The organism is Bradyrhizobium sp. TM233, from assembly GCF_036247965.1.
GTDB classification, from domain to species: Bacteria; Pseudomonadota; Alphaproteobacteria; order Rhizobiales; family Xanthobacteraceae; genus Bradyrhizobium; species Bradyrhizobium ottawaense.
On record NZ_BTIG01000001.1, the window covers coordinates 183,512 to 201,837 of the forward strand.

General features: G+C 65.5%; 21 protein-coding genes. All 21 read right to left on the reverse strand.

Annotation, left to right across the window (positions count from 1 at the left end; translation table 11 throughout):
• Positions 1-12 precede the first annotated feature (12 nt).
• Entirely contained in the window at positions 13-594 is a 582-nt protein-coding gene (locus tag AABA86_RS00850) for a transglycosylase SLT domain-containing protein (protein ID WP_212248913.1), read from the reverse strand.
• Positions 545-1,873 (reverse strand): flagellar hook-length control protein FliK, encoded by a 1,329-nt coding sequence (gene fliK, locus AABA86_RS00855; protein ID WP_338305433.1) that lies wholly within the window; start codon positions 1,871-1,873, stop codon positions 545-547. The genes AABA86_RS00850 and fliK overlap by 50 nt, the downstream gene beginning before the upstream one ends.
• Positions 1,870-3,048: a chemotaxis protein gene (locus tag AABA86_RS00860; RefSeq protein WP_338305434.1), complete on the reverse strand. Its 1,179-nt coding sequence runs from the start codon at positions 3,046-3,048 to the stop codon at positions 1,870-1,872. Before AABA86_RS00860 ends, fliK begins: the two co-directional genes overlap by 4 nt.
• Complete coding sequence (locus AABA86_RS00865) at positions 3,045-4,358, reverse strand: MotB family protein (RefSeq protein WP_338305435.1); 1,314 nt, start codon at positions 4,356-4,358, stop codon at positions 3,045-3,047. Before AABA86_RS00865 ends, AABA86_RS00860 begins: the two co-directional genes overlap by 4 nt.
• A 6-nt stretch (positions 4,359-4,364) precedes the next feature.
• Positions 4,365-5,057, reverse strand: coding sequence for a hypothetical protein (locus AABA86_RS00870; protein WP_338305436.1), 693 nt, complete (start codon positions 5,055-5,057; stop codon positions 4,365-4,367).
• Positions 5,054-6,679, reverse strand: coding sequence for a flagellar basal-body MS-ring/collar protein FliF (gene fliF / locus AABA86_RS00875; protein WP_212248908.1), 1,626 nt, complete (start codon positions 6,677-6,679; stop codon positions 5,054-5,056). Before fliF ends, AABA86_RS00870 begins: the two co-directional genes overlap by 4 nt.
• A 298-nt stretch (positions 6,680-6,977) precedes the next feature.
• Positions 6,978-7,889 (reverse strand): flagellin N-terminal helical domain-containing protein, encoded by a 912-nt coding sequence (locus tag AABA86_RS00880; RefSeq protein WP_212248907.1) that lies wholly within the window; start codon positions 7,887-7,889, stop codon positions 6,978-6,980.
• A gap of 263 nt (positions 7,890-8,152) precedes the next feature.
• Complete coding sequence (locus AABA86_RS00885) at positions 8,153-9,058, reverse strand: flagellin N-terminal helical domain-containing protein (protein ID WP_212248906.1); 906 nt, start codon at positions 9,056-9,058, stop codon at positions 8,153-8,155.
• A gap of 264 nt (positions 9,059-9,322) precedes the next feature.
• Positions 9,323-10,063 (reverse strand): flagellar type III secretion system pore protein FliP, encoded by a 741-nt coding sequence (fliP, locus tag AABA86_RS00890; protein WP_018318447.1) that lies wholly within the window; start codon positions 10,061-10,063, stop codon positions 9,323-9,325.
• Positions 10,060-10,503: a flagellar basal body-associated FliL family protein gene (locus tag AABA86_RS00895; protein ID WP_212248905.1), complete on the reverse strand. Its 444-nt coding sequence runs from the start codon at positions 10,501-10,503 to the stop codon at positions 10,060-10,062. The genes fliP and AABA86_RS00895 overlap by 4 nt, the downstream gene beginning before the upstream one ends.
• 42 nt (positions 10,504-10,545) lie before the next feature.
• Positions 10,546-11,253, reverse strand: coding sequence for a flagellar basal body L-ring protein FlgH (gene flgH, locus AABA86_RS00900; RefSeq protein ID WP_212248904.1), 708 nt, complete (start codon positions 11,251-11,253; stop codon positions 10,546-10,548).
• Positions 11,254-12,036: a MotE family protein gene (locus AABA86_RS00905; RefSeq protein WP_338305437.1), complete on the reverse strand. Its 783-nt coding sequence runs from the start codon at positions 12,034-12,036 to the stop codon at positions 11,254-11,256.
• A 67-nt stretch (positions 12,037-12,103) separates the two neighbouring features.
• Complete coding sequence (gene flgI, locus AABA86_RS00910; RefSeq protein WP_338305438.1) at positions 12,104-13,234, reverse strand: flagellar basal body P-ring protein FlgI; 1,131 nt, start codon at positions 13,232-13,234, stop codon at positions 12,104-12,106.
• On the reverse strand, positions 13,231-13,707 hold the full coding sequence (gene flgA / locus AABA86_RS00915; RefSeq protein ID WP_212248901.1) for a flagellar basal body P-ring formation chaperone FlgA: 477 nt from the start codon (positions 13,705-13,707) through the stop codon (positions 13,231-13,233). The genes flgI and flgA overlap by 4 nt, the downstream gene beginning before the upstream one ends.
• A 13-nt stretch (positions 13,708-13,720) precedes the next feature.
• A complete protein-coding gene (gene flgG, locus AABA86_RS00920) occupies positions 13,721-14,509 on the reverse strand; it encodes a flagellar basal-body rod protein FlgG (protein WP_338305439.1) in 789 nt (262 codons plus the stop codon).
• A gap of 17 nt (positions 14,510-14,526) precedes the next feature.
• Positions 14,527-14,856: a flagellar hook-basal body complex protein FliE gene (locus tag AABA86_RS00925; protein ID WP_014492660.1), complete on the reverse strand. Its 330-nt coding sequence runs from the start codon at positions 14,854-14,856 to the stop codon at positions 14,527-14,529.
• Positions 14,857-14,858: 2 nt separating this feature from the next.
• Positions 14,859-15,275 carry a flagellar basal body rod protein FlgC gene (gene flgC / locus AABA86_RS00930; protein ID WP_212248899.1) on the reverse strand — a complete coding sequence of 139 codons (417 nt, stop codon included), beginning with the start codon at positions 15,273-15,275 and terminating at the stop codon, positions 14,859-14,861.
• Between the two features lie 11 nt (positions 15,276-15,286).
• A complete protein-coding gene (flgB, locus tag AABA86_RS00935; protein ID WP_212248898.1) occupies positions 15,287-15,688 on the reverse strand; it encodes a flagellar basal body rod protein FlgB in 402 nt (133 codons plus the stop codon).
• 64 nt (positions 15,689-15,752) lie between these two features.
• Complete coding sequence (gene flhB, locus AABA86_RS00940; protein WP_212248897.1) at positions 15,753-16,838, reverse strand: flagellar biosynthesis protein FlhB; 1,086 nt, start codon at positions 16,836-16,838, stop codon at positions 15,753-15,755.
• A gap of 13 nt (positions 16,839-16,851) precedes the next feature.
• Positions 16,852-17,892, reverse strand: coding sequence for a flagellar motor switch protein FliG (locus AABA86_RS00945; protein WP_097660213.1), 1,041 nt, complete (start codon positions 17,890-17,892; stop codon positions 16,852-16,854).
• A 2-nt stretch (positions 17,893-17,894) separates the two neighbouring features.
• Positions 17,895-18,284, reverse strand: coding sequence for a flagellar motor switch protein FliN (fliN, locus tag AABA86_RS00950; protein ID WP_212248896.1), 390 nt, complete (start codon positions 18,282-18,284; stop codon positions 17,895-17,897).
• Between the last annotated feature and the right edge of the window lie 42 nt (positions 18,285-18,326).

Here is an 18,326-nt window from a genome sequence, read left to right on the forward strand (position 1 = left end):
AACTTCACGTCGTCATGTCGTCTTGGGCTGACAGAACGAGCGCGCCTTGTCGGTCCAGGCGCCGAAGCCGCTCGACACGAGGTGAGCGACGATGTGACAGACATAGCGCTTCTGCGCCGGCTGGTTGTTGGGGCCGGCATTGTAGCGGGCCACCGCCATGGTCCAGCTGCCCTCGCGCTGTTTCAGCTCTTTCAGGAAGCGCGCGGCATATTCGACGTTCTTCGCGGGATCGAACATGGCGCGTACCGAGGCGAACTTGTCGCCGTGATAGTAATGGTTGATCTGCATGCAGCCGAGATCGATCAGCTTGATGCCCTTGCTGCGCATGGCCTGGAAATTTGCGATCGCATCATCCATGTCCCTGGCGAACACGGTCTGGCCGTCGGCGCCGAGGGCATAAGGATGCAGCGCGCCGCGGCGCCCGGTCTCGGTGAGACCGACGGCATAGAGAATGCCGAGCGGAATTCCATGCTGCTGGGCCGCGCGCGCCATCTCGCGCTCGCAGGGGCGCGCGCCGTCGGTGGCCGCGTCCGCGGCGCCCGCATTACAGATAAACAGGGCCGCGACGAAGATGCGGCGCCACGTCCTGGTCATGACGCGTCTCCTGGCTGGGCTGGCGCTCCTGGCGGGCCTGCTTCGCGCCACCGTCGGACTGCCCCGACGACGTCCCTGAGCCGTCGAACGTGCCTTGCGACTGCGACGAGGGCTGTTGCTGGCCCGACAGCTGCGGCTGCGACTGGCCGGAGCCGCTCTGAAATCCGTCCAGCGAGCCGTGCTGCACGGGCGCGATGTCGGCGACATAGCCCGCCGACTGCATGAGATCGCGGATCTGGTCGCGCTGCTGGTCCAGCATCTGGCTCGTATCCTTGCGCGCGGCCGCGAGGTGGACGGACACTTCGGTGCCGACGAGACGAAGGCGCACGGTGACATTGCCGAGCGCGGGCGGCTCGAGATTGATGGTCAGGATCTTCAGCGGCTGATCCGGCGCATTGGTCTGGGATGCCGAGAGATCGGGCGCTGCGGACGCCGCCGGTCCAGAAGAGTCCTTCAGCTCGGCAACGACCGCATTGGCGACCTGTTGCGGGGCGTTGAACTGCGCCGGAGGCAGATGGGTCTCCTGCTGGACCACGGTGACCTTGGTCGTCTCCGGCAATACGTCACGCGCTGACGCCTTGGCAGCGCGTTCGACATTGGCCGTGACCGCCTCGAAACCTGGTGTCGCGGGCATGGCTTTGGCGGAAGCCTCGCTGCCTGGCAGTGCGGCCGCGGCTTGCGGTGCGCCGCCTTGCGCACGCGCGCCGGCCGGAACGGCAGCGGATGGCGCGGAATCCGCCGCCATTGCCTTCGCCATACCTGTCGCCGGAACCTCGCGCTTCGCCCCGGATGAGCGCTCGTCGCGCGCGAGCACGTCTTTCTTGTCGCCAGACTGCGACTGCATTTGCGGCTTTGCGGCCGATGCAGCAACGATATCCTGTCCGACTATCGCGGGAGCGTTCGGGCGGTTCGAGACATCCGGCTTCGGGTCATGGCTGACCGGACTTTGCGTTTCCGAGGATTTGTCGGTCGTCTGGTCGCCGGCCTTAAGCACGTCGGTCGCCTCGGTGCGATCGTCCGTCTCGTCCTTCGACTTGTCCTTGCCCGCCGGGTGGGGCAGACGCGTGCGCAGCGTTCCGGCCTTCGCGGTCGTATCGCTGCCCTCATCGTTCAGTGCCTGCTTCGCGAGGCTCGAGACGGTGTGGAGCAGATCGTTGAACGACGAGCCAGCCTGCGATTTGGCCCCGGCGCTTTTTGCCGAACGCGACGTCCCGCGGATGTTGAGGCTTTCGGCGAGCCCCGAGAAGAGCTGTCCGGAGGTTCCACTGAGCTTGGTCATGGGCGGCGGTCCCTGGTAAGGAGTTCGAGTTCGCCGAGCTGCTTCTGCGCGCGCGCGAGCGTCACGGTCGATGACGCCAGATCGAGACGCGCCGGCGTGGCCGGAGGCTTGTCGGCTGCGGCGGCGGATCCGCCCGGAAACGGCTTGCGGACATCGAGCGCGAGCTGCACCGTGGCATTCAAGAGGGGGACGTCGCGCTCGGGCAGCTTCGACCGGTCGAGTGCCTTCAGCTCGGCGAGACCGCCGTCATATTCGTCGGTGAGCGCCCGCGCGGTGCCGCGGAAGAAATGCGCCCGCTCGCGATCCGCGGAGGCGTCGGCGCTGAGCGCCAGCGCCCGCTCGCCGGCAAGCCGCGTCACGGTCAACTGTCCGCGCACCATCGCCGCGCGCGCGATCACGAGATAAAGCTTGAGGCGGCTCGCGCGGTCGATCTGCTCGAGCAGCGCTGCGATCCGCGCGAAGCGGCGATCGTCGAGCGCCAGACTCGATTGCGTCAGGCCCGTGGAGAAGCGCTGCCAGAAATCGCCGGCATAGATCGAGTTGCGGTAATGGCGGATATAGGCCAGCGTCAGGAACTCGAACTTGTCGAACTCCTCCGCCTGCCCCACCAGCAGGATCTCGCGCCGCAACGCCGCCTCCTCCACCAAGGTGCCGGGCAAGAGCAGGCGCGCGTCGTCCAGACGCTCGATCGCCAGCGATGCCTCGGAACGCGCGAACAACGCGCCCTGGACCAGCGCGACCTGTCCGCCGAGGCCAGAGGACAGCGTCCGCGGCTTGACGTCCTTGAGCAGCTCCCGCGCTTCCTCCTGACGACCCTCGACATAGGCGAGCGCGCCGTTGAACAGCCGCTCGTCCACGTTCATCTTGTCGCGCGGCAGCTTGCGGACGATCTGAGGCGCGCCGCCGCTGAGCAGGTAGATGACCGCAGCCTGGCTGTTCTGCGGGTTGCTCCACACGCCCGGATCGGCGGCGAGAAACTTCTCTCCGATCTGCCGGATCAACGCGATGTGGCTGCCATGCGCGGCGGTGTCACCGCTGGCGATGCCGTCCTGCACCGCCTGCAACGCGCGGACGAGCTCATAGGGCTCGCCCGCCTGGCGCGCGGATTGAGCAAGCGCGCTCGCTGCCGTGAACGGCAGGAGCAGCAATGCGGCGCAGAGGAGCGGCCTGATCAAGGGCGCTTCTCACGGATCAGGATCTCGATCCGGCGGTTCTGCGCGGCCGACGGATCGTTCGGAAGCTTCGGCCGGCGGTCGGCATAGCCTTCGACATGCTCGATCCGCAACGCGTCGACGCCGGAGCGAACCAGCATGTAATAGGCCATCTGGGCGCGGGCGGTCGACAGCCGCCAATTGTCGTAAGTCTCCGAACGATACGGCCGATTGTCGGTATGGCCGCGGACGATGATCATGCCCTGGCGTTTCGTCAGCAACGGCCCGATCTTGTCGATCACACGGATCAGCTCGGGCCGCGGCTCGGCCGAGCCGACCGCGAACATGCCGAAGCTCGCGTCGTCGGTCAGGCTGATCAGGAGGCCCTCCTCGACCTGACGCACCTCGGCCGCCGGCCCGGCGCCTGCCTTGATGTCAGACAGCGCGTCCGCGATCGCGGCCTGAAGCTGCTTGACGGTCGGCTGCTGGGTTTGCGCCGCATCGCGCGGATCGGACTCCTTCGTCGTATCGTTGGGATGCGCCTGCGCGGCGGCGTTGGCCTGAACGGTCGCTTGGGCGCTGCCCTCGCGCGGGGATTGCGCCGGCGCCGGCCCCGGCGGCAGCAGCGGCGACAGGTTTGCGGACGGCGCATCCGCGTTCGGCGCCAGGCTTCCGCCGGCATCGTCCGCCTTGGCGCGGCGGGCCTGCGGCTCGGCCTGATTCGTGCCCGGCGCGCCGTCGCGCGCGGAGGCATTCGGCTTGGGCTCGCTTTCGATGATCCGATCGGCATCCTTGGACGCTTGCGGCGCCAGCTTCCAATAGCCGGGGTCGAAGGGATCGCGGTAGGCATCGCCGCCCTTGAGACCATCCTCTTCGGCGGAGGTCAGCGCGCCGGCGCGTCGCTGCCCCGAGGACTGGTTCGCACTATTGGCGATCTCGGCGAGCGTCACATAGGGATCACGGAACAGGACCTTCTCTTCATAGGAGGCCGGCTTCTCGGCCGTCGGCGAGTCACCGCGACGCTCTTCGTTCGAGCCGGCCGGCTGACGCTTGCCGTCCTGGCCTTCGAACGACGTCGGCTCCTTCTTGGAGAGATTCTTCAGGCCCTTCGGCGCGGGGGCATTTTCCGCGAGCTGGATCGGATTGAAATAGCTCGCGACGACCTGCTTCTGATCCTGGTTGAGCGCGTTGAGCAGCCACATGACCAGGAAGAACGCCATCATCGCGGTCATGAAATCCGCATAGGCGATCTTCCATACGCCGCCGTGATGCGCCTCCTCAGCGAAAGCGCTGCGCCGGCGGACGATCACGAGTTCATGCTTGACCTCTTCCATGGCGGGTTACCGGCGTGCTTCCTTCAGGCGTTCGCTCCAGGCCGTGATCTGCGTCTCGATCACGGTCTGGTCGGCCACGACGCGAACCTCCAGGGTGTCGGCCGCCTCGTACTCGATACCGGTTCGCCTGGAAGCCTCAAGCTGCGTCTTCACGAGGTCGAGCAGCTCGCTCGGGCCGGTGACCTTGAACACCGGCACCGGCGAATTGCCGGTCAGCGCCGCAACCTGCTCCACCAGCGATCCGATCGCCTTGTCGCGGACCGCTTCAGTGAGGAACGGCAGCAATATCCGCGCCACGGAGCTTGCGATGTTGGTCTCGATCTCGCGGCAAGCCGTCTCGAAGCCGCTGACGATCGCGATCGCCTGCTGGTCGGACCATTTGGCGCGCTCCTCGCCGAGCCGGATCGCGCTGCGGACGCGCTCCTCGGCGAGCCTGGCGTCGCCTTCCGCGACGCCGGCCGCATGGCCGCGCCGGTAGGCATCGTCCAGGAGATTGGCCGGCGGAGCTTCCGCCTTCGACGCCGGAGACGGCGACTGCGGCAGAGGCTGCGAGTGGGTCTGAGGCTGCTGCGGAGGCTCGCGCGTGACCTCCTTCGGCCTCGTCAGCACGTCCTGGATTTTGAGCGGCGGAGGCGGCGGTGATTTGACCCGGCCGTTCGCGTCGAACTGCGTCAGGAATTTTCCGATTGCCGCGTTCATGCCGCCTCCTCGCGTCGCATCCAGTCTTTAAGGATCGCTGCGGCCTGCGCCTGGTCGAGCCGGACGATCTGCTCCAGTCGCTTCTGCGGCGTTCGCTGCATCTTGCCTTCGAGGTCTTCGACGAGATTGAGCTCGGCCTCCTCGCCGTCCGGCAACGCAAGGGCGGCGGCGGCTTCGAGCTCGGCGACCTCGGCGGCCTCGGCCTGCTCCTGCTGCGCGCGATGGGTCAGAATGCCGTTGACCGCGGGCCGCAATCCGAACCAGACCAGCATCGAAGCAACGGCCAGGATCGTCACCGCGTTGATGACGCTGCCGAGCTGCTTGTTGATCATCTCGACGAAACTGATCGGCGGCACCGGCGCCAGCTCGCGCGAGCCCTCGATGAAGTCGACGGCCGTCACCTGGATCTGGTCGCCGCGCTGCTTGTCCAGTCCGCCGGCTGTCGCCGCGAGCTGGCTGATCTCGGCGAGCTTGCTGTCGACGATGGCCTGGTTGCTCTTGTCGCCGAGATCGGCGACCAGCCGCGCCCGATTGACCAGCACGGCGATGAAGAGCTTCTTCACCGAATAGCCGTCACTCACCGTCGTCGTGGTCTTGGACGAGACCTCGAAATTGGTGACGTCCTCGCGGCGGGTCTTGTCCTCGTTGGAGTTCTTGCCGCCGCCGGCGTTGACCTGCTGATCGGGAAGGTTCTGCTGTACCGTGGTCGGGGTCGAGCGGTCGGCGTTCTGCGAGGATTCCTTCTCGCGCACGTTCCGCACCGAACGCTCGGCCCGGCTCTCGGGATCGTAGACGGTCTCGTTGATCTGCCGCTTGTCGGTGGAGAGTTGCGGCGCGACGCTGACCTCGAAATTGTCGAGGCCCAGATACGGCGTCAGCGCCTTGCGGATGTTCTCCTGCACCATGCCGCCGACCGTCTTCTGCAGGCTCGCCATCTTGGTCGGCGCGGCGGTCGCCTCGTCCTCTTCGGCGAGCAGCATCGAGCCGTCGGCATCCAGCACCGTCACCTTGTCGCGGTTCATGCCCGGAATGGCGGCGGCGACGAGATGGCGGATCGACTGCGCCGTGCGGGCCTCGATCGCGCCGTCGGTGCGCAGCACGACCGAGGCGGATGGCGGCTGCTGCGTCGCGCGGAACGAGCCCCGCACCGGCAGCACGATATGCACCCGCGCCGCCTTGACGCCCTTCATCAACTGCACCGTGCGCGCGATCTCGCCTTCCAGCGCCCGAAGCTTGGTGACCTCCTGCATGAACGAGGTCAGGCCGAGCGAGCCGATCTTGTCGAACAGCTCGTAGCCGGAATTGGCGCTGGTCGGCAGCCCCTTCTCGGCCAGCAGCATCCGCGCCTGCATGGTCTGGCTCGGGCGCACCGAGAGCGCGTCGCCGGCCGTATTGACGTCGAAGGTGATGTTCTGCTCGCGCAGCGCCGCGCCCATGCGCGTCACGTCTTCTCGTGTGAGGCCGGTATAGAGCGTCTCGAACTCGGGCCGGCTCAGATAGTACGCACCGCCGACGACGGTCACGAGAACGGCAAAACCGATCAGGCCAAGGGCCATCAGGCGTCGCGGCCCAAGCTCCAGCAGATTGTTGAGCAGTTGCTGTACCTGCGCACGACTGAGCATATGACCTCGTACCAATGCGAACGTACAGGACACTCCGCTGCCAACCTTGTCTGAAGGTTGCGCGCGGACACGAATGTGTCGGTTCGCAGGCGAGGCGTTGCAATTTTACAAGAAGGGCGACGCAATCAGGCCAGCGGCAACGCACGCCGGGACGCATGGGCCGCACGATCGGCCGCGGCGTGTCGCATGAAATTCAACGTCGGGAGATCGATTGCGGGCACGTCGTGCCGTCACGTCCGCCGGTCACGGCGGGGACCGTGCTCCCTTAAGGGAGCACGGTCGTTTTCGAAAGCGCCGCTTAGCCGCGGAACAGCGACAGGATGCTCTGGCTGTTCTGGTTGGCGATCGAGAGCGCCTGAACGCCGAGCTGCTGCTGGGTCTGCAGCGCCTGGAGCCGGGTCGATTCCGCGTTCATGTCGGCGTCGACGAGCTGGCCGATACCGCGATCCACCGAGTCCATCAGCGACTTCACGAACTCAGTGTTGTTCGAGATGCGGTTCTTGATGGCGCCGAGGTTGGCGGCGGACTGGCTGACCGTGTTGATCGCGCCGGTGACCTGCGTGATGTAGGTGTCGAGGACGGTCTGGTCGGCCGCCGAGTCGGTCAGTGCACCGATGTTGAGGCTGTCGACCGACGCGCTGCCGCTCACCGTGTCGAGGATGCCGCTCGTGCTCGAGGTATAGAGCGAGTAGTTGGCAACCGTCACCGTGATGGTGTTGATCGTCGGCGTGGCGCCGACGCGCGAGAACGACGACACCAGGTTGACGGTCGTCGGGGTGGAGGCGTTGGTGCTCAGCCAGTTGACGCCGTTGAACGTCGCCGCATTGGCCACGTTCTTCATGTCCTGCTGGATCTGGGTGATTTCCGACTGGATCTTCTTGCGGTCGATACCGGCGGTCTTGGCTTCGACCAGCAGCGCCTGAAGCTTGGTCAGGCCGGAGTTCTGGTCGCCGATGACCTTGTTCAGAGCGGTGTATTCGGTGTCGACGGTCGCAGCCGACAGACCGAGCGAGTCGGAGACGGCGGAGAGCGCGGCGTTGTCGGCGCGCATCGAGGTCGCGATCGACCAATAGGCGGAGTTGTCCGAAGCGGTCGAGACGCGCTGGCCGGTGGAGATCCGGTTTTCGGTCGTCTGCAGGCTGGCGCTGACATTCCGGAGGGTCTGGAGCGCAGTCATTGCAGCGGAGTTGGTAAGCAGGCTGGAAGCCATCTTTGATGTCCCTTTGAAAACAGATTGGATGGGGACATACCGGGCTTGCACCGGTACGACAGAGCGGCATCATGCCTTTGGGTTGCGGAAATGCGCGTAAACCCAATCCGTCGTAACGGCCAGACTAGTCAACGAAGCTTGTGCGGGGCTTGTGGCGCTGTGACTCCGCTGCAACAGGGCAGCCGAAATCACGGTGCGCGCGTCAGGCAAACGAAAGGGCCGCGCTTCGCGAGAAGCGCGGCCCTCCGGAGATCGTCTAAGGCTTAGCGGAACAGCGACAGGATGCTCTGGCTGTTGTTGTTGGCGATCGAGAGCGCCTGAACGCCGAGCTGCTGCTGGACCTGGAGAGCCGCCAGGCGGGTGGACTCCTGGTTCATGTCGGCGTCGACGAGCTGGCCGATACCGCGATCAACCGAGTCCATCAGCGACTTCACGAACTCGGAGTTGTTCGAGATACGGTTCTTGATGGCGCCGAGGTTGGCGGCGCCCGAAGACACCGTGCCGATCGCTGCGGTGACCTTCGCGATATAACCATCGAGAATGGTCTGGTCGGCGGCCGAATCGGTCAGCGCACCGATGTTGAGGCTGTCGACCGACGCGCTGCCGCTCACCGTGTCGAGGATGCCGCTCGTGCTCGAGGTGTAGAGCGAGTAGTTGGCGACGGTCACGGTGATCGAGCTGGTGCTCGGGGTGGAGCCGACGCGCGAGAACGACGACACCAGGTTGACGGTCGTCGGCGTGGAGGCGTTCGTGCTCAGCCAGTTGACGCCGTTGAAGGTCGCCGCGCCGGCGACGTTCTTCATGTCCTGCTGGATCTGGGTGATTTCCGACTGGATCTTGCTGCGATCGATACCGGCGGTCTTGGCTTCGACCAGCAGCGACTGCAGCTTGGTCAGGCCGGAGTTGCTGTCGCCGAGCACCTTGTTCAGAGCGGTGTACTCGGTGTCGACGGTCGCGGCCGACAGACCGAGCGAGTCGGAGACCGCGGAGAGCGCGGCGTTGTCGGCGCGCATCGAGGTCGCGATCGACCAGTAGGCGGCGTTGTCCGCGGCCGTGGCCACGCGCTGGCCGGTGGAGATCCGGCTCTGCGTGGTGGAGAGTTGCGAGCTGACAGACCGCAGGGTCTGGAGCGCGGTCATGGCGGACGAGTTCGTGAGCAGGCTTGACATTGCGAATGTCCCTTTATGTACGCGTTACATTTTCATCAGGGGACATACCGGACTTGCACCGGTACGGAGGGGCGGCATCATGCCTTTGGACTGATATGGGTGGGGTCCAACCCGCCGTGCCGCATTGCTAACACGCCGAATCTTGCTTCCGGATTAAGATCGGCTTGAATTCTTCAGCAATATCAGATGGTTAATATTACCCAACGCTAACCATAGCGCGGTACTTTTCGCTAACCATGACGGGGCGCCAGGCGATCGCCGCGGTTACGAGAACGAGCGCACCAGTCCGGAGGCGAGCAGATTCCAGCCGTCGATCAGCACGAAGAACAGCATCTTGAACGGCAGGGCCAGGATCGTCGGCGGCATCATCATCATGCCCATCGACATCGTCAGCGTCGCCACGATCATGTCGATGACGAGGAACGGCAGGATGATGAGGAATCCGATCTCGAACGAACGCCTCAGCTCGGAGATCATGAAGGCCGGGATGATGACGCGCAAATCGACACGCTTGTCGTCGAACTTCTTGCGAAAGCTCTCCGCGGCGAGCGACTCGAAGGTCTGCAGATCCTTGTCGCGGACATGGGCCAGCATGAACTCGCGGAACGGATCCGTGATCTTCAGATAGGCCTGCTCTTCCGAGATCTCGTTCTTCATCAACGGCTGGACGCCGGTCTCCCAGGCGCGATCGAAGGTCGGCGCCATCACGTAGAAGGTCATGAACAGCGCGAGGCTGATCAGCACCAGATTGGCCGGCGTGGTCTGGAGGCCGAGGCCGGCGCGCAGGAACGACAGCGCCACCGCAAATCGCGTGAAGCTCGTCACCATGATGAGCAGCCCCGGCGCCACCGACAGCACCGTGATCAGGGCCATCAGCTGGATGATCCGGCCGCTGGTCGAGCCGTTTCCGGGCGGCAGCAGCGAGTTGAGGTCCGGAATCTGGGCGAGCGCCACTTCGGGCAGCACGACCAGAACCAACGCGAGCAGCAGGATTTTCACTCTCACTGAATCACCAGGGTCTCAATGATCAATTCGCGCACCTTGCCCGACGAACGGATATTGGCGCGCTCGGTCAGGTCGTCGCGCAGATGCTGAAGCCCGCGCGATCCCTCGAATTGCGTCACCGTCGCCGACCGCAGATAGGTGACGATGTCCTCGCTGATGTGGGCGGCCAGGATGCCGGCATCCTCGTCGCTCATGCTCTCGGTCACCATGGAGGCTTCGATGCGGGCCCAATTGTTGGCCGGCGCGGCGAGATTGGTCACGATCGGCGACAGCTTCCTGAGCCGCGCGCTGCCGGCGTAGCTCGAGGCAAGCGGCGGCGGCGTGGCGGTCTTCTTCGCGTCGGCGACGCGCTCGGCAGCCGCGAACAGATGCAGCCCGGCCAGCGCGCCCGCACCGATCGCGACAAGGGTCAGCGCCACGATGGCCGCAATCAGGCGCATCACGTCCCCTGCCCTCGCGACGCGGCCAGACCGGCGCGGACTTCAGAATGGTGCCACGGCGTCATAGATCCGATGTCCCCATCCAGGCTGCTGCACGTCGGACAGATTTCCGCGACCGCCATAGGACACGCGTGCCTCGGCGATCTTCTCGTAGGAGATCGTGTTGGTGCGCGAGATGTCGCGCGGCCGCACGATGCCGCCGACGTTGAGCACGCGCATCTCCGTGTTGACGCGGAACTCCTGCGAGCCGCTGATCATCATATTGCCGTTCGGCAACACGTCGGTGACGATGGCCGCGATCGAGAGCTTGATGTCCTCGGTGCGATCGATCTGGCCGTTGCCCTTGATCTGGGTGTTGGTGCTGAGGTTGGCGTTGGTCTGGCCCTTGTCCTGCCATCCAGCGACGTCCATCAGCCAGTCGAGCCCGAACTTGACCTGCGAATCGCGCGAGCGGCCGGTCTTGTTGTCGAGCTTGGCCTTGTCCTGCATCGAGATGATCACCGTCACGACGTCACCGGTGCGCCGGGCGCGGGGATCGCGGTAGAGATCGGTGCCGTCGTCCCAGGTCGAGCGATAGCTGACAGGCGTGCGCATGCGCGGCGTCACCGGGATCGGATCGGCCTGGGTCCTGAGGCCACTGCCGACCGGCGACATCTGCGGGCCGGTCAGGACCTCGGACGGATCGTGGAAGCATCCGGCCAGGGGCACGGACGCCAGCACGAGCGAGAGGATGAGGATCGGCTTCTTCATCTATCTGGTCTTTCCGTCATCCACGCGACGCATTCCGCCAAGCAAATCGGCAAGGTGCGCCGCGCGTGCCGTATCCATCTCGTTGAAGATCGCGCTCGAGTTCCTCGGGCTGAGCTTGGCGAGCACGGCGGCGGCGGTCTCGTCCGCCATGCCGGCAATCTGGGTCGCCGCAGCTTCGGGCTTCATGCGCGAATAGATCTCGACGACGCTTGCTTCGGCCTTCTTCAGGAAGTCGTCGCGCAGCGCCATCCACTTCTCGTATTCGACGCGCTTGGCCTCGACCTCGGCAATCCGCTCGCGCAGCAGGCTCTCGGCCTTCTCCAGCTCCTTGATCTGCCAGGCCAGCCTCGCATCGACGGCGGGATCGGCGACATTGCTGCAGAACAGGGCGACTTCGTTGTCCGCGGATACCGCGGCCTGCGGCGGCGCAGGTTTCGGCGGCGCCGTGACGCTGCCGGGCTTGGCCGGACGCGCCGGTGCAGCTGCAGGCGGTGGTGGTGCAGGTGCAGCCGCTGGCGCCTCGGAAGCGGGCACCGCGCCGGTGGTCGCGGCGCCCTGGTCCTCGGCCGCCCATGCCGTCGCCCGGATCGACCCATTGTCGCCTGGCATCGCCGTGACCGGCTGCGGCTTCTGCGGGCCGGGCGCGCGGCCGCGTGCGAAGGAGAGCAGGTTGAGCGGCTTCGTCGGCCTGGCCTCGTCCAGGGCCAGCACGGGCGACGCGCCCGCGAGCACTGAGGCCGCGACCAGCAGGAGGAGTTTGGCTTTGTGATCCAGCTTCAGCATCGGGCCGCGTGCGATTCTCGGTCGAGACACGAGCATTGAGCGACCAAGCTTGCACGACGCTTGCGCATCATTGCACGATGACATCGGCCTGGAGCGCACCAGCCGTCTTGATCGCCTGCAGGATCGCGATGATGCCCGACGGCTTCAGGCCGATCTGGTTCAGCCCGCGCACCAGCCGCTGCAGATCGACCCCGCTGAGGATCGCCACCTGCGATCCGGCCTCGTTGGCCTCGACCACGGTCTGCGGGACCACCACGGTCTGTCCTCGCGAGAACGGCGCCGGCTGCGACACCACGGGCATCTCCGTGACACGAACCGTCAGATTGCCGTGCGTTACGGCGACGGTCGATATCCGCACGTCGCGCCCGATCACCACCGTGCCGGTGCGCTCGTTGATCACCACTCGTGCGGGGGTATCAGGCTCGACCGTCAGCTCCCCGATCTCGGCGAGGAAGCGGACAGGGCCGATGTGGCGCGGCTTCGACAGCACGATGGTGCGGTAGTCGCGCTCGAAGGCGATCTGCGCGCGGTAGCGTCCGCCGGCGTAACGGTTGATGGCGTCCAGGATGCGCGTTGCGGTGACGAAATCGGGGTTCTTCAGCTGCAGCATCAGGAACTCCATCTCGTGGAGACTTCCCTGCACCTCGCGCTCGACCAGCGCTCCGTTCGGGATGCGTCCGGCCGTCGGCGTACCCTGACTGACGTTCTGCGCCTGGCCTCCGACGCTATAGCCGGCAACCGTGATCGCGCCCTGCGCCACCGCATAGACGGCGCCGTCCGCGGCGCGCAGCGATGTCATGACCAGCGTACCGCCGAGGAGCGACGTCGCATCGCCGAGCGACGACACGGTCACGTCCATGCGCTCGCCAGGCCCGATCGAGGGCGTCAGGTCCGCAGTCACCATCACGGCCGCGACGTTGCGCGTGCGCAGCGTCGTCGGACGCGTCGGATTGTTGGTGCTCGTGGTCTCGTTCCTGACGTTGATGCCCATGTTCTCGAGCATCGATTGCAGGGACTGCTCCGTGAACGGAGCGTTGCGAAGCGTGTCGCCGGTGCCGTTCAGGCCGATGACGAGGCCGTAGCCGACAATCTGGTTTTCGCGCAGACCCTTGATGTCCGCGATGTCCTTGATGCGGACGGCGGCATGGGCGCTGGCGGCCGAAAGCAGCAGGACGAGCGCAAGCAGGATTCTGGTCATGACCCGTCCACGACCTTCACGGTGCCGTCCGGCTGGACGACGCCCCTGATGATCACCCCGGTATCCGTGTTGCGCACCGGGATGAGCGCGCCGGCCGCACCCGATTGCATCGCCGAGCCGTAAGTGACGATGGACAGGCCGCTGTCTTCCACCACGACCTTGACCATGGCGCCGCGGGCGACGGTCCAGGGGTCTTCCACCGAGTTGGTCGGAATGGGCTGACCCGGCAGCAGCGCGCGCCGCGCCATGCGGCCGACCAGAACCTGCCGCCCTTCGATGAACATGGCGACGCCGAGCAGGCTCGGCGCGAAGGCGCGCTCGGTGATCATGTCGTCCCGGATCAACTCGCCGGCGCGGATTGCAACCGCCGGCACCGGAAGCCGCTTTTCCTCGGCCATTGCGAGGCGCACTGAAGCCAGAACCAGCAGCACGGCGGCCAACCCGCGCACGATCAGGCCCACCCTGTTCAACATCGAGACACCGGAACTAGCGCATGCCCTTCGATACTGTCTGGGCCATTTCGTCCGAGGCCTGGATGACCTTGGCATTCATTTCGTAGGCACGCTGCGCCGAGATCAACTCGGTGATTTCCTTGACCGGGTCGACGTTGGAGGCTTCGAGCCATTTCTGGTTGATCTTGCCGTATCCGGAATCACCGGGCAGGCCGACGACCGGCGTGCCCGAGGCCGTGGTCTCGCGATAGAGATTGCTGCCCAGCGGCTCGAGGCCCGCCTCGTTGGCGAAGTTGGCAAGGTTGAGCTGGCCGATCTGGCGCGGGTTCACCTCGGTATCCAGCTTGGCGAACACCTGCCCGGTCTGATTGACCGTGACCTCGACCGTGCCCTGCGGCACCGTGATCGCGGGGTCCAGCAGATAGCCGTCGATGGTGACGAGCTGGGCGTTGGCGTTGGTGTTGAAGGAGCCCGCACGGGTGTATTGCACCTCGTTGTTCGGGCCGAGCACCTGGAACCAGCCGCGGCCGTTGATCGCCATATCGTAGGGATTGCCGGTCTGCGTCAGCGCGCCCTGGATGTGCAGCTTGCGGATCGCCGCCGACTTGACGCCGAGCCCGAGATTGGCGCCCTCCGGAATCGGCGAGGAGCCGTTGACGTTGGCGACGCCCTGCATGCGGTCCATCTGGTAGAACAGATCGGTGAACTCCGCGCGGGCGCGCTTGTACGACGTCGAGTTGATGTTGGCGATGTTGTTCGCGATGACTTCGATGTTGGTCTGCTGGGCGTTCATGCCCGTGGCCGCAATGGCGAGCGATTTCACAGCTTCATTCCTTCAGATCAAATCGACATCCGGACGACTTCTTGGTAGGCCTGCACGACCTTGTCGCGAACCGCGACCGCCGTCTGCAGGGCCTGCTCGGCCGACATCAGCGCCTCCACGACCTTCCGGGTCGATTCCTTGCCCTGCATCGCCGAGATCGACGCCGCCTCGCCCGCTTTCAGCGTTCCGATCGCGTCGGTCGTCACCTGCTTCATCACCGATTCGAAGCCGACATCGTCGGTGGACTGAATGGCGGTCGGCGCCGCCGGCGCGATGGCCTGCGTCTCGGTCGCGCGGCTCGCCGCTTGCCCGGCGGAAATCGCGGTGGATGAAATTGCCTCAAGCATTGTCAGCTCCTCAAGAGGTCGATGGTCATGCCCAGCATCGACCGCACCTGTTTCACGACCTGGAGATTGGCTTCATAGGACCGGTTGACTTCTCGCATGTCGGCCATCTCGATCATCATGTTGACGTTCGGGAGCTTGACGTAGCCGGCCTTGTCGGCGGCGGGATGTCCCGGGTCGTACTCCACGCGGTACGGCGTGGTGTCGACCCCGATCTCCTTGACCTTCGCAAGCTGCGCGCCCGAGGCGCGGTCCATCGCGGCATCGAAGGTGATGGTCTTGCGCTGATAGGGATCGGCGCCGGTGGTGCGCCCCGTCGAGGTCGCGTTCGCGAGGTTCTCGGAGACGATGCGCATACGCGTCGACTGCGCTTCGAGCCCGGAGCTCGCGACCGTCAATGACGCTTGCAGTGAGTCCAGCATCTCAATTCACCTCAGGTCTTCGCGCTCGACAGCAGCATGCGGTGAAACGACCGCACGACTGCCGAGTTCATCGAGTAATCGCGACTGACGTCGCTGCCCTTGATCATTTCCTGCTCGAGACTGACCGAGTTGCCGGAGTGAACCACTTCCCAGCTGTCCTTCTTCGCGGTCGCCCGCGTGTCGGTCTCGGCCGCGGCCAGCTGCATGTGCGACGGCGACGTCGTGGCAAGCCTCACCGGCATGCCGTCGAGTACCTTGTTGAAGGGCTCGACGTCGCGCGCCTTGAATCCGGGCGTGTTGGCGTTGGCGACGTTGGTGGCGATGGTCGACTGGCGGAGCTCGAGGTACCGCGCCTGCGACGATGCGAGTTCGAAGAGATAAAGCGGTCCCACGACAGCCCCGTTCTGGTCCATTCGAGAGAAGCCTAGGGCGTTAAGCTTTCGTCAAGCTGTTGGGCCGGACGTCGTCCTCGGAATTCTACTGGACCTTCTCGGTGCGCGACGCCTGCTTCGACTGGAGGAAGTAGATGATCTCCGCCACGGGGCGGAAGAATTCCGCCGGAATCACCTGATCGACCTGGACCGCTTCGTAGAGTGCGCGCGCCAGCGCCTTGTTCTCGATCACGGGAATCCGGTTCTGCTCGGCGACCTCGCGGATCTTCAGCGCGATCACGTCCATGCCCTTGGCCACCACGAGCGGCGCCGGATTTTCCTCGCGCTGGTAGCGCAGCGCGATCGCGAAATGCGTCGGGTTCGCGATCACCAGCGTCGCGCGCGATGCGGACGCGATCATCCGCTGCCGCGAGCGGTCGCGCGCCAGCGAACGCAGGCGCGCCTTGATCAGCGGATCGCCTTCCGCCTGCTTGTGCTCGTCCTTGATCTCCTGCTTGGTCATGCGCAGCTGGCGCCGCCAGTGGAAGCGCGCCCAGGCGAGATCGATCGCCACCAGGACGATGGTCGCGATGCAGATCGCCGAGACGATCCGCATCGCGATGTTGAGAATCATCTCCGGCAGCGCAACCGGATCGGTGTACATCGCCTCGAACGCCTTCGCCTCCGACGCGCGCAGCACGAAGGCGACCACGGAGGTCACCGCAGCCAGCTTGAACAGCGACTTGGCGAACTCGACCAATCCCTGCGTTCCGAACAGCCGGCTCCAGCCGCCGATCGGCGAGATTCGCGACAGGTCGGGCTTGATGCGCTCCAGCACCAGACGCGGCGCATTTTGCAGCAGCGAGGCGGCGAGCCCGAACGCGCCGAGGGTGACGACCAGCGGCACCAGGAAGCGCAGCGCCTCGAGGCCGACCACGGTGAGCAGGTTCTGCGCGTCCGCGCCGGTCGAGAGCGGGAAGCCCTCGGGATCGTCCAGCAGGTTCTTCAACGTCGGCGTCAATTGCTGCACGCCCTGGCCGATCAGGAACGCCTGAATGACCATCAGCGCGGCCATCGAGGCGAAAATAGAGGCCTCCCGAGAGACCGGGATCTTGCCCTGTTCGAGCGCATCACGGACTTTCTTCTCGGTCGGCTCTTCTGTTTTGCTCTCCTGATCGGATGATTCTGCCATGCCCGTTCAGCGGTCAGCGGAAGACCAGCTCATCCTCCTGCTCGGGATTGAGCTCGATTTCGCCCTTCTCCGCGAGGTCGAGCGCGAGATCGGTGATGACGCGCCGCGCCTCCAGCACGTCGCGCTGGTTCGAGGGTTCGCCGATGGCGAGCTCGTGCTCGACGACGCGGCGAACGCGCGACGCGACCGAGGACAGGATCAGTTCGCGGAAGTGCTTGTCGGTGCCCTTCAGCGCGATGACGATGCGATCGGTCGGCACCTGGTCGAAGATCATGGTGCGCGCCTTCGGCGTGAGGTTGGTCACGTCGTCGAAGGTGAACAGCAGTTCCTTCAGGACCTCGGCCGACTTCGGCCGCTTCTCCGACAGGCTCTTGAGCATGTCCTCGATATGGCCACGCTCCATCTTGTTGATGATGTCGGCGACACGGGCGTAGGTGTCGGCGCCGAGATTGCGGGCGAAATTGAGCGTCAGGTCTTCGTGCAGCGTCTTCTCGAGAACCTTCATCGCGTCGTCGACGATCGGCTTGAGGCTGAGCACGCGCCGCATCAGCTCGTTGCGCAGGCTCGAGGGCAGCTGGCTCATCACCTTGGCGGCACAAGACGGCTTGACCTTGGACAGGATCAGCGCCGCGGTCTGCGGATGCTCCTTGGAGAGGTAGGTCGCCAGCGAGTTTTCCGACACCGACGAGACGCGGTCCCACACCGACCGGCTCGAATTGCCGAGCAGGTCCGTCATGATCGCCGAGACCTGGTCGGCCGGAAGCACGTCGCCGAGCACGGCTTCCAGGCCACCGATGGTGCCGAGAATGTTGGCGCCCATCGAGAACTGCTGGGCGAACTCCTCGACGATCCCCTCGAGTTCCTGCGCCGTGATCGGCCGCAGCTCGGCTGCGGCCTTGGTGACGACGCGGATTTCCTGCGGCTCGAACTGCGAGAGCACGCTCGCGGCCGCCTGCCGGCCCATGGCCAGCAGAAGCGCCGCGACCTTTTCCGTACCGCCCAGCGTGGCAACGCCTCGCTGCTTGACGGGAGCGATGCCGACCTGTGCCGCCATGGTCAGCTGTCACCCTGCCCCAGCGGCCCGACGATCTCCGTCAGCGAGACACCGAAGCGGGAATTGTCCTCTTCGACGACGACCACCTCGCCGCGGGCGACGATGCGGCCGTTGACGACGACGTCGACGGGCTCGCCGACCCGGTGATCGAGCGGAACCACCGCGCCCCGCCCGAGCTTCATCAGGTTCGCCACCGGGATGGTCGCCGATCCCAGCACCACCTGCATGGTGACGGGAATGCGCAGGATGGCATCGACATTGGCGAACTTGCCGCTCTCCTCCGCGGTGCGCGCGGCGATCTCCGCCAGCCGCTCCAGCGGAGTCGTGTCGGTATGCCCCTCATCGGCGGCAGGTGCTCGCGGGGCAGAGTCATAGTCGAAGGATTGCGCCATCTGGTATCGCCTCTTGGTATTTCCGCTCCCGGAGCGCCTTGG

Bases quoted from the DNA above. Each gene is read 5' to 3' on its own strand.
- flgI (WP_338305438.1), bottom strand. From the start codon at position 13,234: ATGACCAGAATCCTGCTTGCGCTCGTCCTGCTGCTTTCGGCCGCCAGC.
- flgB (WP_212248898.1), bottom strand. From the start codon at position 15,688: ATGGACCAGAACGGGGCTGTCGTGGGACCGCTTTATCTCTTCGAACTC.
- AABA86_RS00895 (WP_212248905.1), bottom strand. From the start codon at position 10,503: ATGCGCCTGATTGCGGCCATCGTGGCGCTGACCCTTGTCGCGATCGGT.
- AABA86_RS00925 (WP_014492660.1), bottom strand. From the start codon at position 14,856: ATGCTTGAGGCAATTTCATCCACCGCGATTTCCGCCGGGCAAGCGGCG.
- fliF (WP_212248908.1), bottom strand. From the start codon at position 6,679: ATGCTCAGTCGTGCGCAGGTACAGCAACTGCTCAACAATCTGCTGGAG.
- AABA86_RS00865 (WP_338305435.1), bottom strand. From the start codon at position 4,358: ATGGAAGAGGTCAAGCATGAACTCGTGATCGTCCGCCGGCGCAGCGCT.
- flgC (WP_212248899.1), bottom strand. From the start codon at position 15,275: ATGCTGGACTCACTGCAAGCGTCATTGACGGTCGCGAGCTCCGGGCTC.
- fliN (WP_212248896.1), bottom strand. From the start codon at position 18,284: ATGGCGCAATCCTTCGACTATGACTCTGCCCCGCGAGCACCTGCCGCC.
- flhB (WP_212248897.1), bottom strand. From the start codon at position 16,838: ATGGCAGAATCATCCGATCAGGAGAGCAAAACAGAAGAGCCGACCGAG.
- AABA86_RS00850 (WP_212248913.1), bottom strand. From the start codon at position 594: ATGACCAGGACGTGGCGCCGCATCTTCGTCGCGGCCCTGTTTATCTGT.
- AABA86_RS00905 (WP_338305437.1), bottom strand. From the start codon at position 12,036: ATGCTGAAGCTGGATCACAAAGCCAAACTCCTCCTGCTGGTCGCGGCC.
- flgH (WP_212248904.1), bottom strand. From the start codon at position 11,253: ATGAAGAAGCCGATCCTCATCCTCTCGCTCGTGCTGGCGTCCGTGCCC.
- AABA86_RS00870 (WP_338305436.1), bottom strand. From the start codon at position 5,057: ATGAACGCGGCAATCGGAAAATTCCTGACGCAGTTCGACGCGAACGGC.
- AABA86_RS00885 (WP_212248906.1), bottom strand. From the start codon at position 9,058: ATGTCAAGCCTGCTCACGAACTCGTCCGCCATGACCGCGCTCCAGACC.
- flgA (WP_212248901.1), bottom strand. From the start codon at position 13,707: ATGTTGAACAGGGTGGGCCTGATCGTGCGCGGGTTGGCCGCCGTGCTG.
- AABA86_RS00880 (WP_212248907.1), bottom strand. From the start codon at position 7,889: ATGGCTTCCAGCCTGCTTACCAACTCCGCTGCAATGACTGCGCTCCAG.
- fliK (WP_338305433.1), bottom strand. From the start codon at position 1,873: ATGACCAAGCTCAGTGGAACCTCCGGACAGCTCTTCTCGGGGCTCGCC.
- AABA86_RS00945 (WP_097660213.1), bottom strand. From the start codon at position 17,892: ATGGCGGCACAGGTCGGCATCGCTCCCGTCAAGCAGCGAGGCGTTGCC.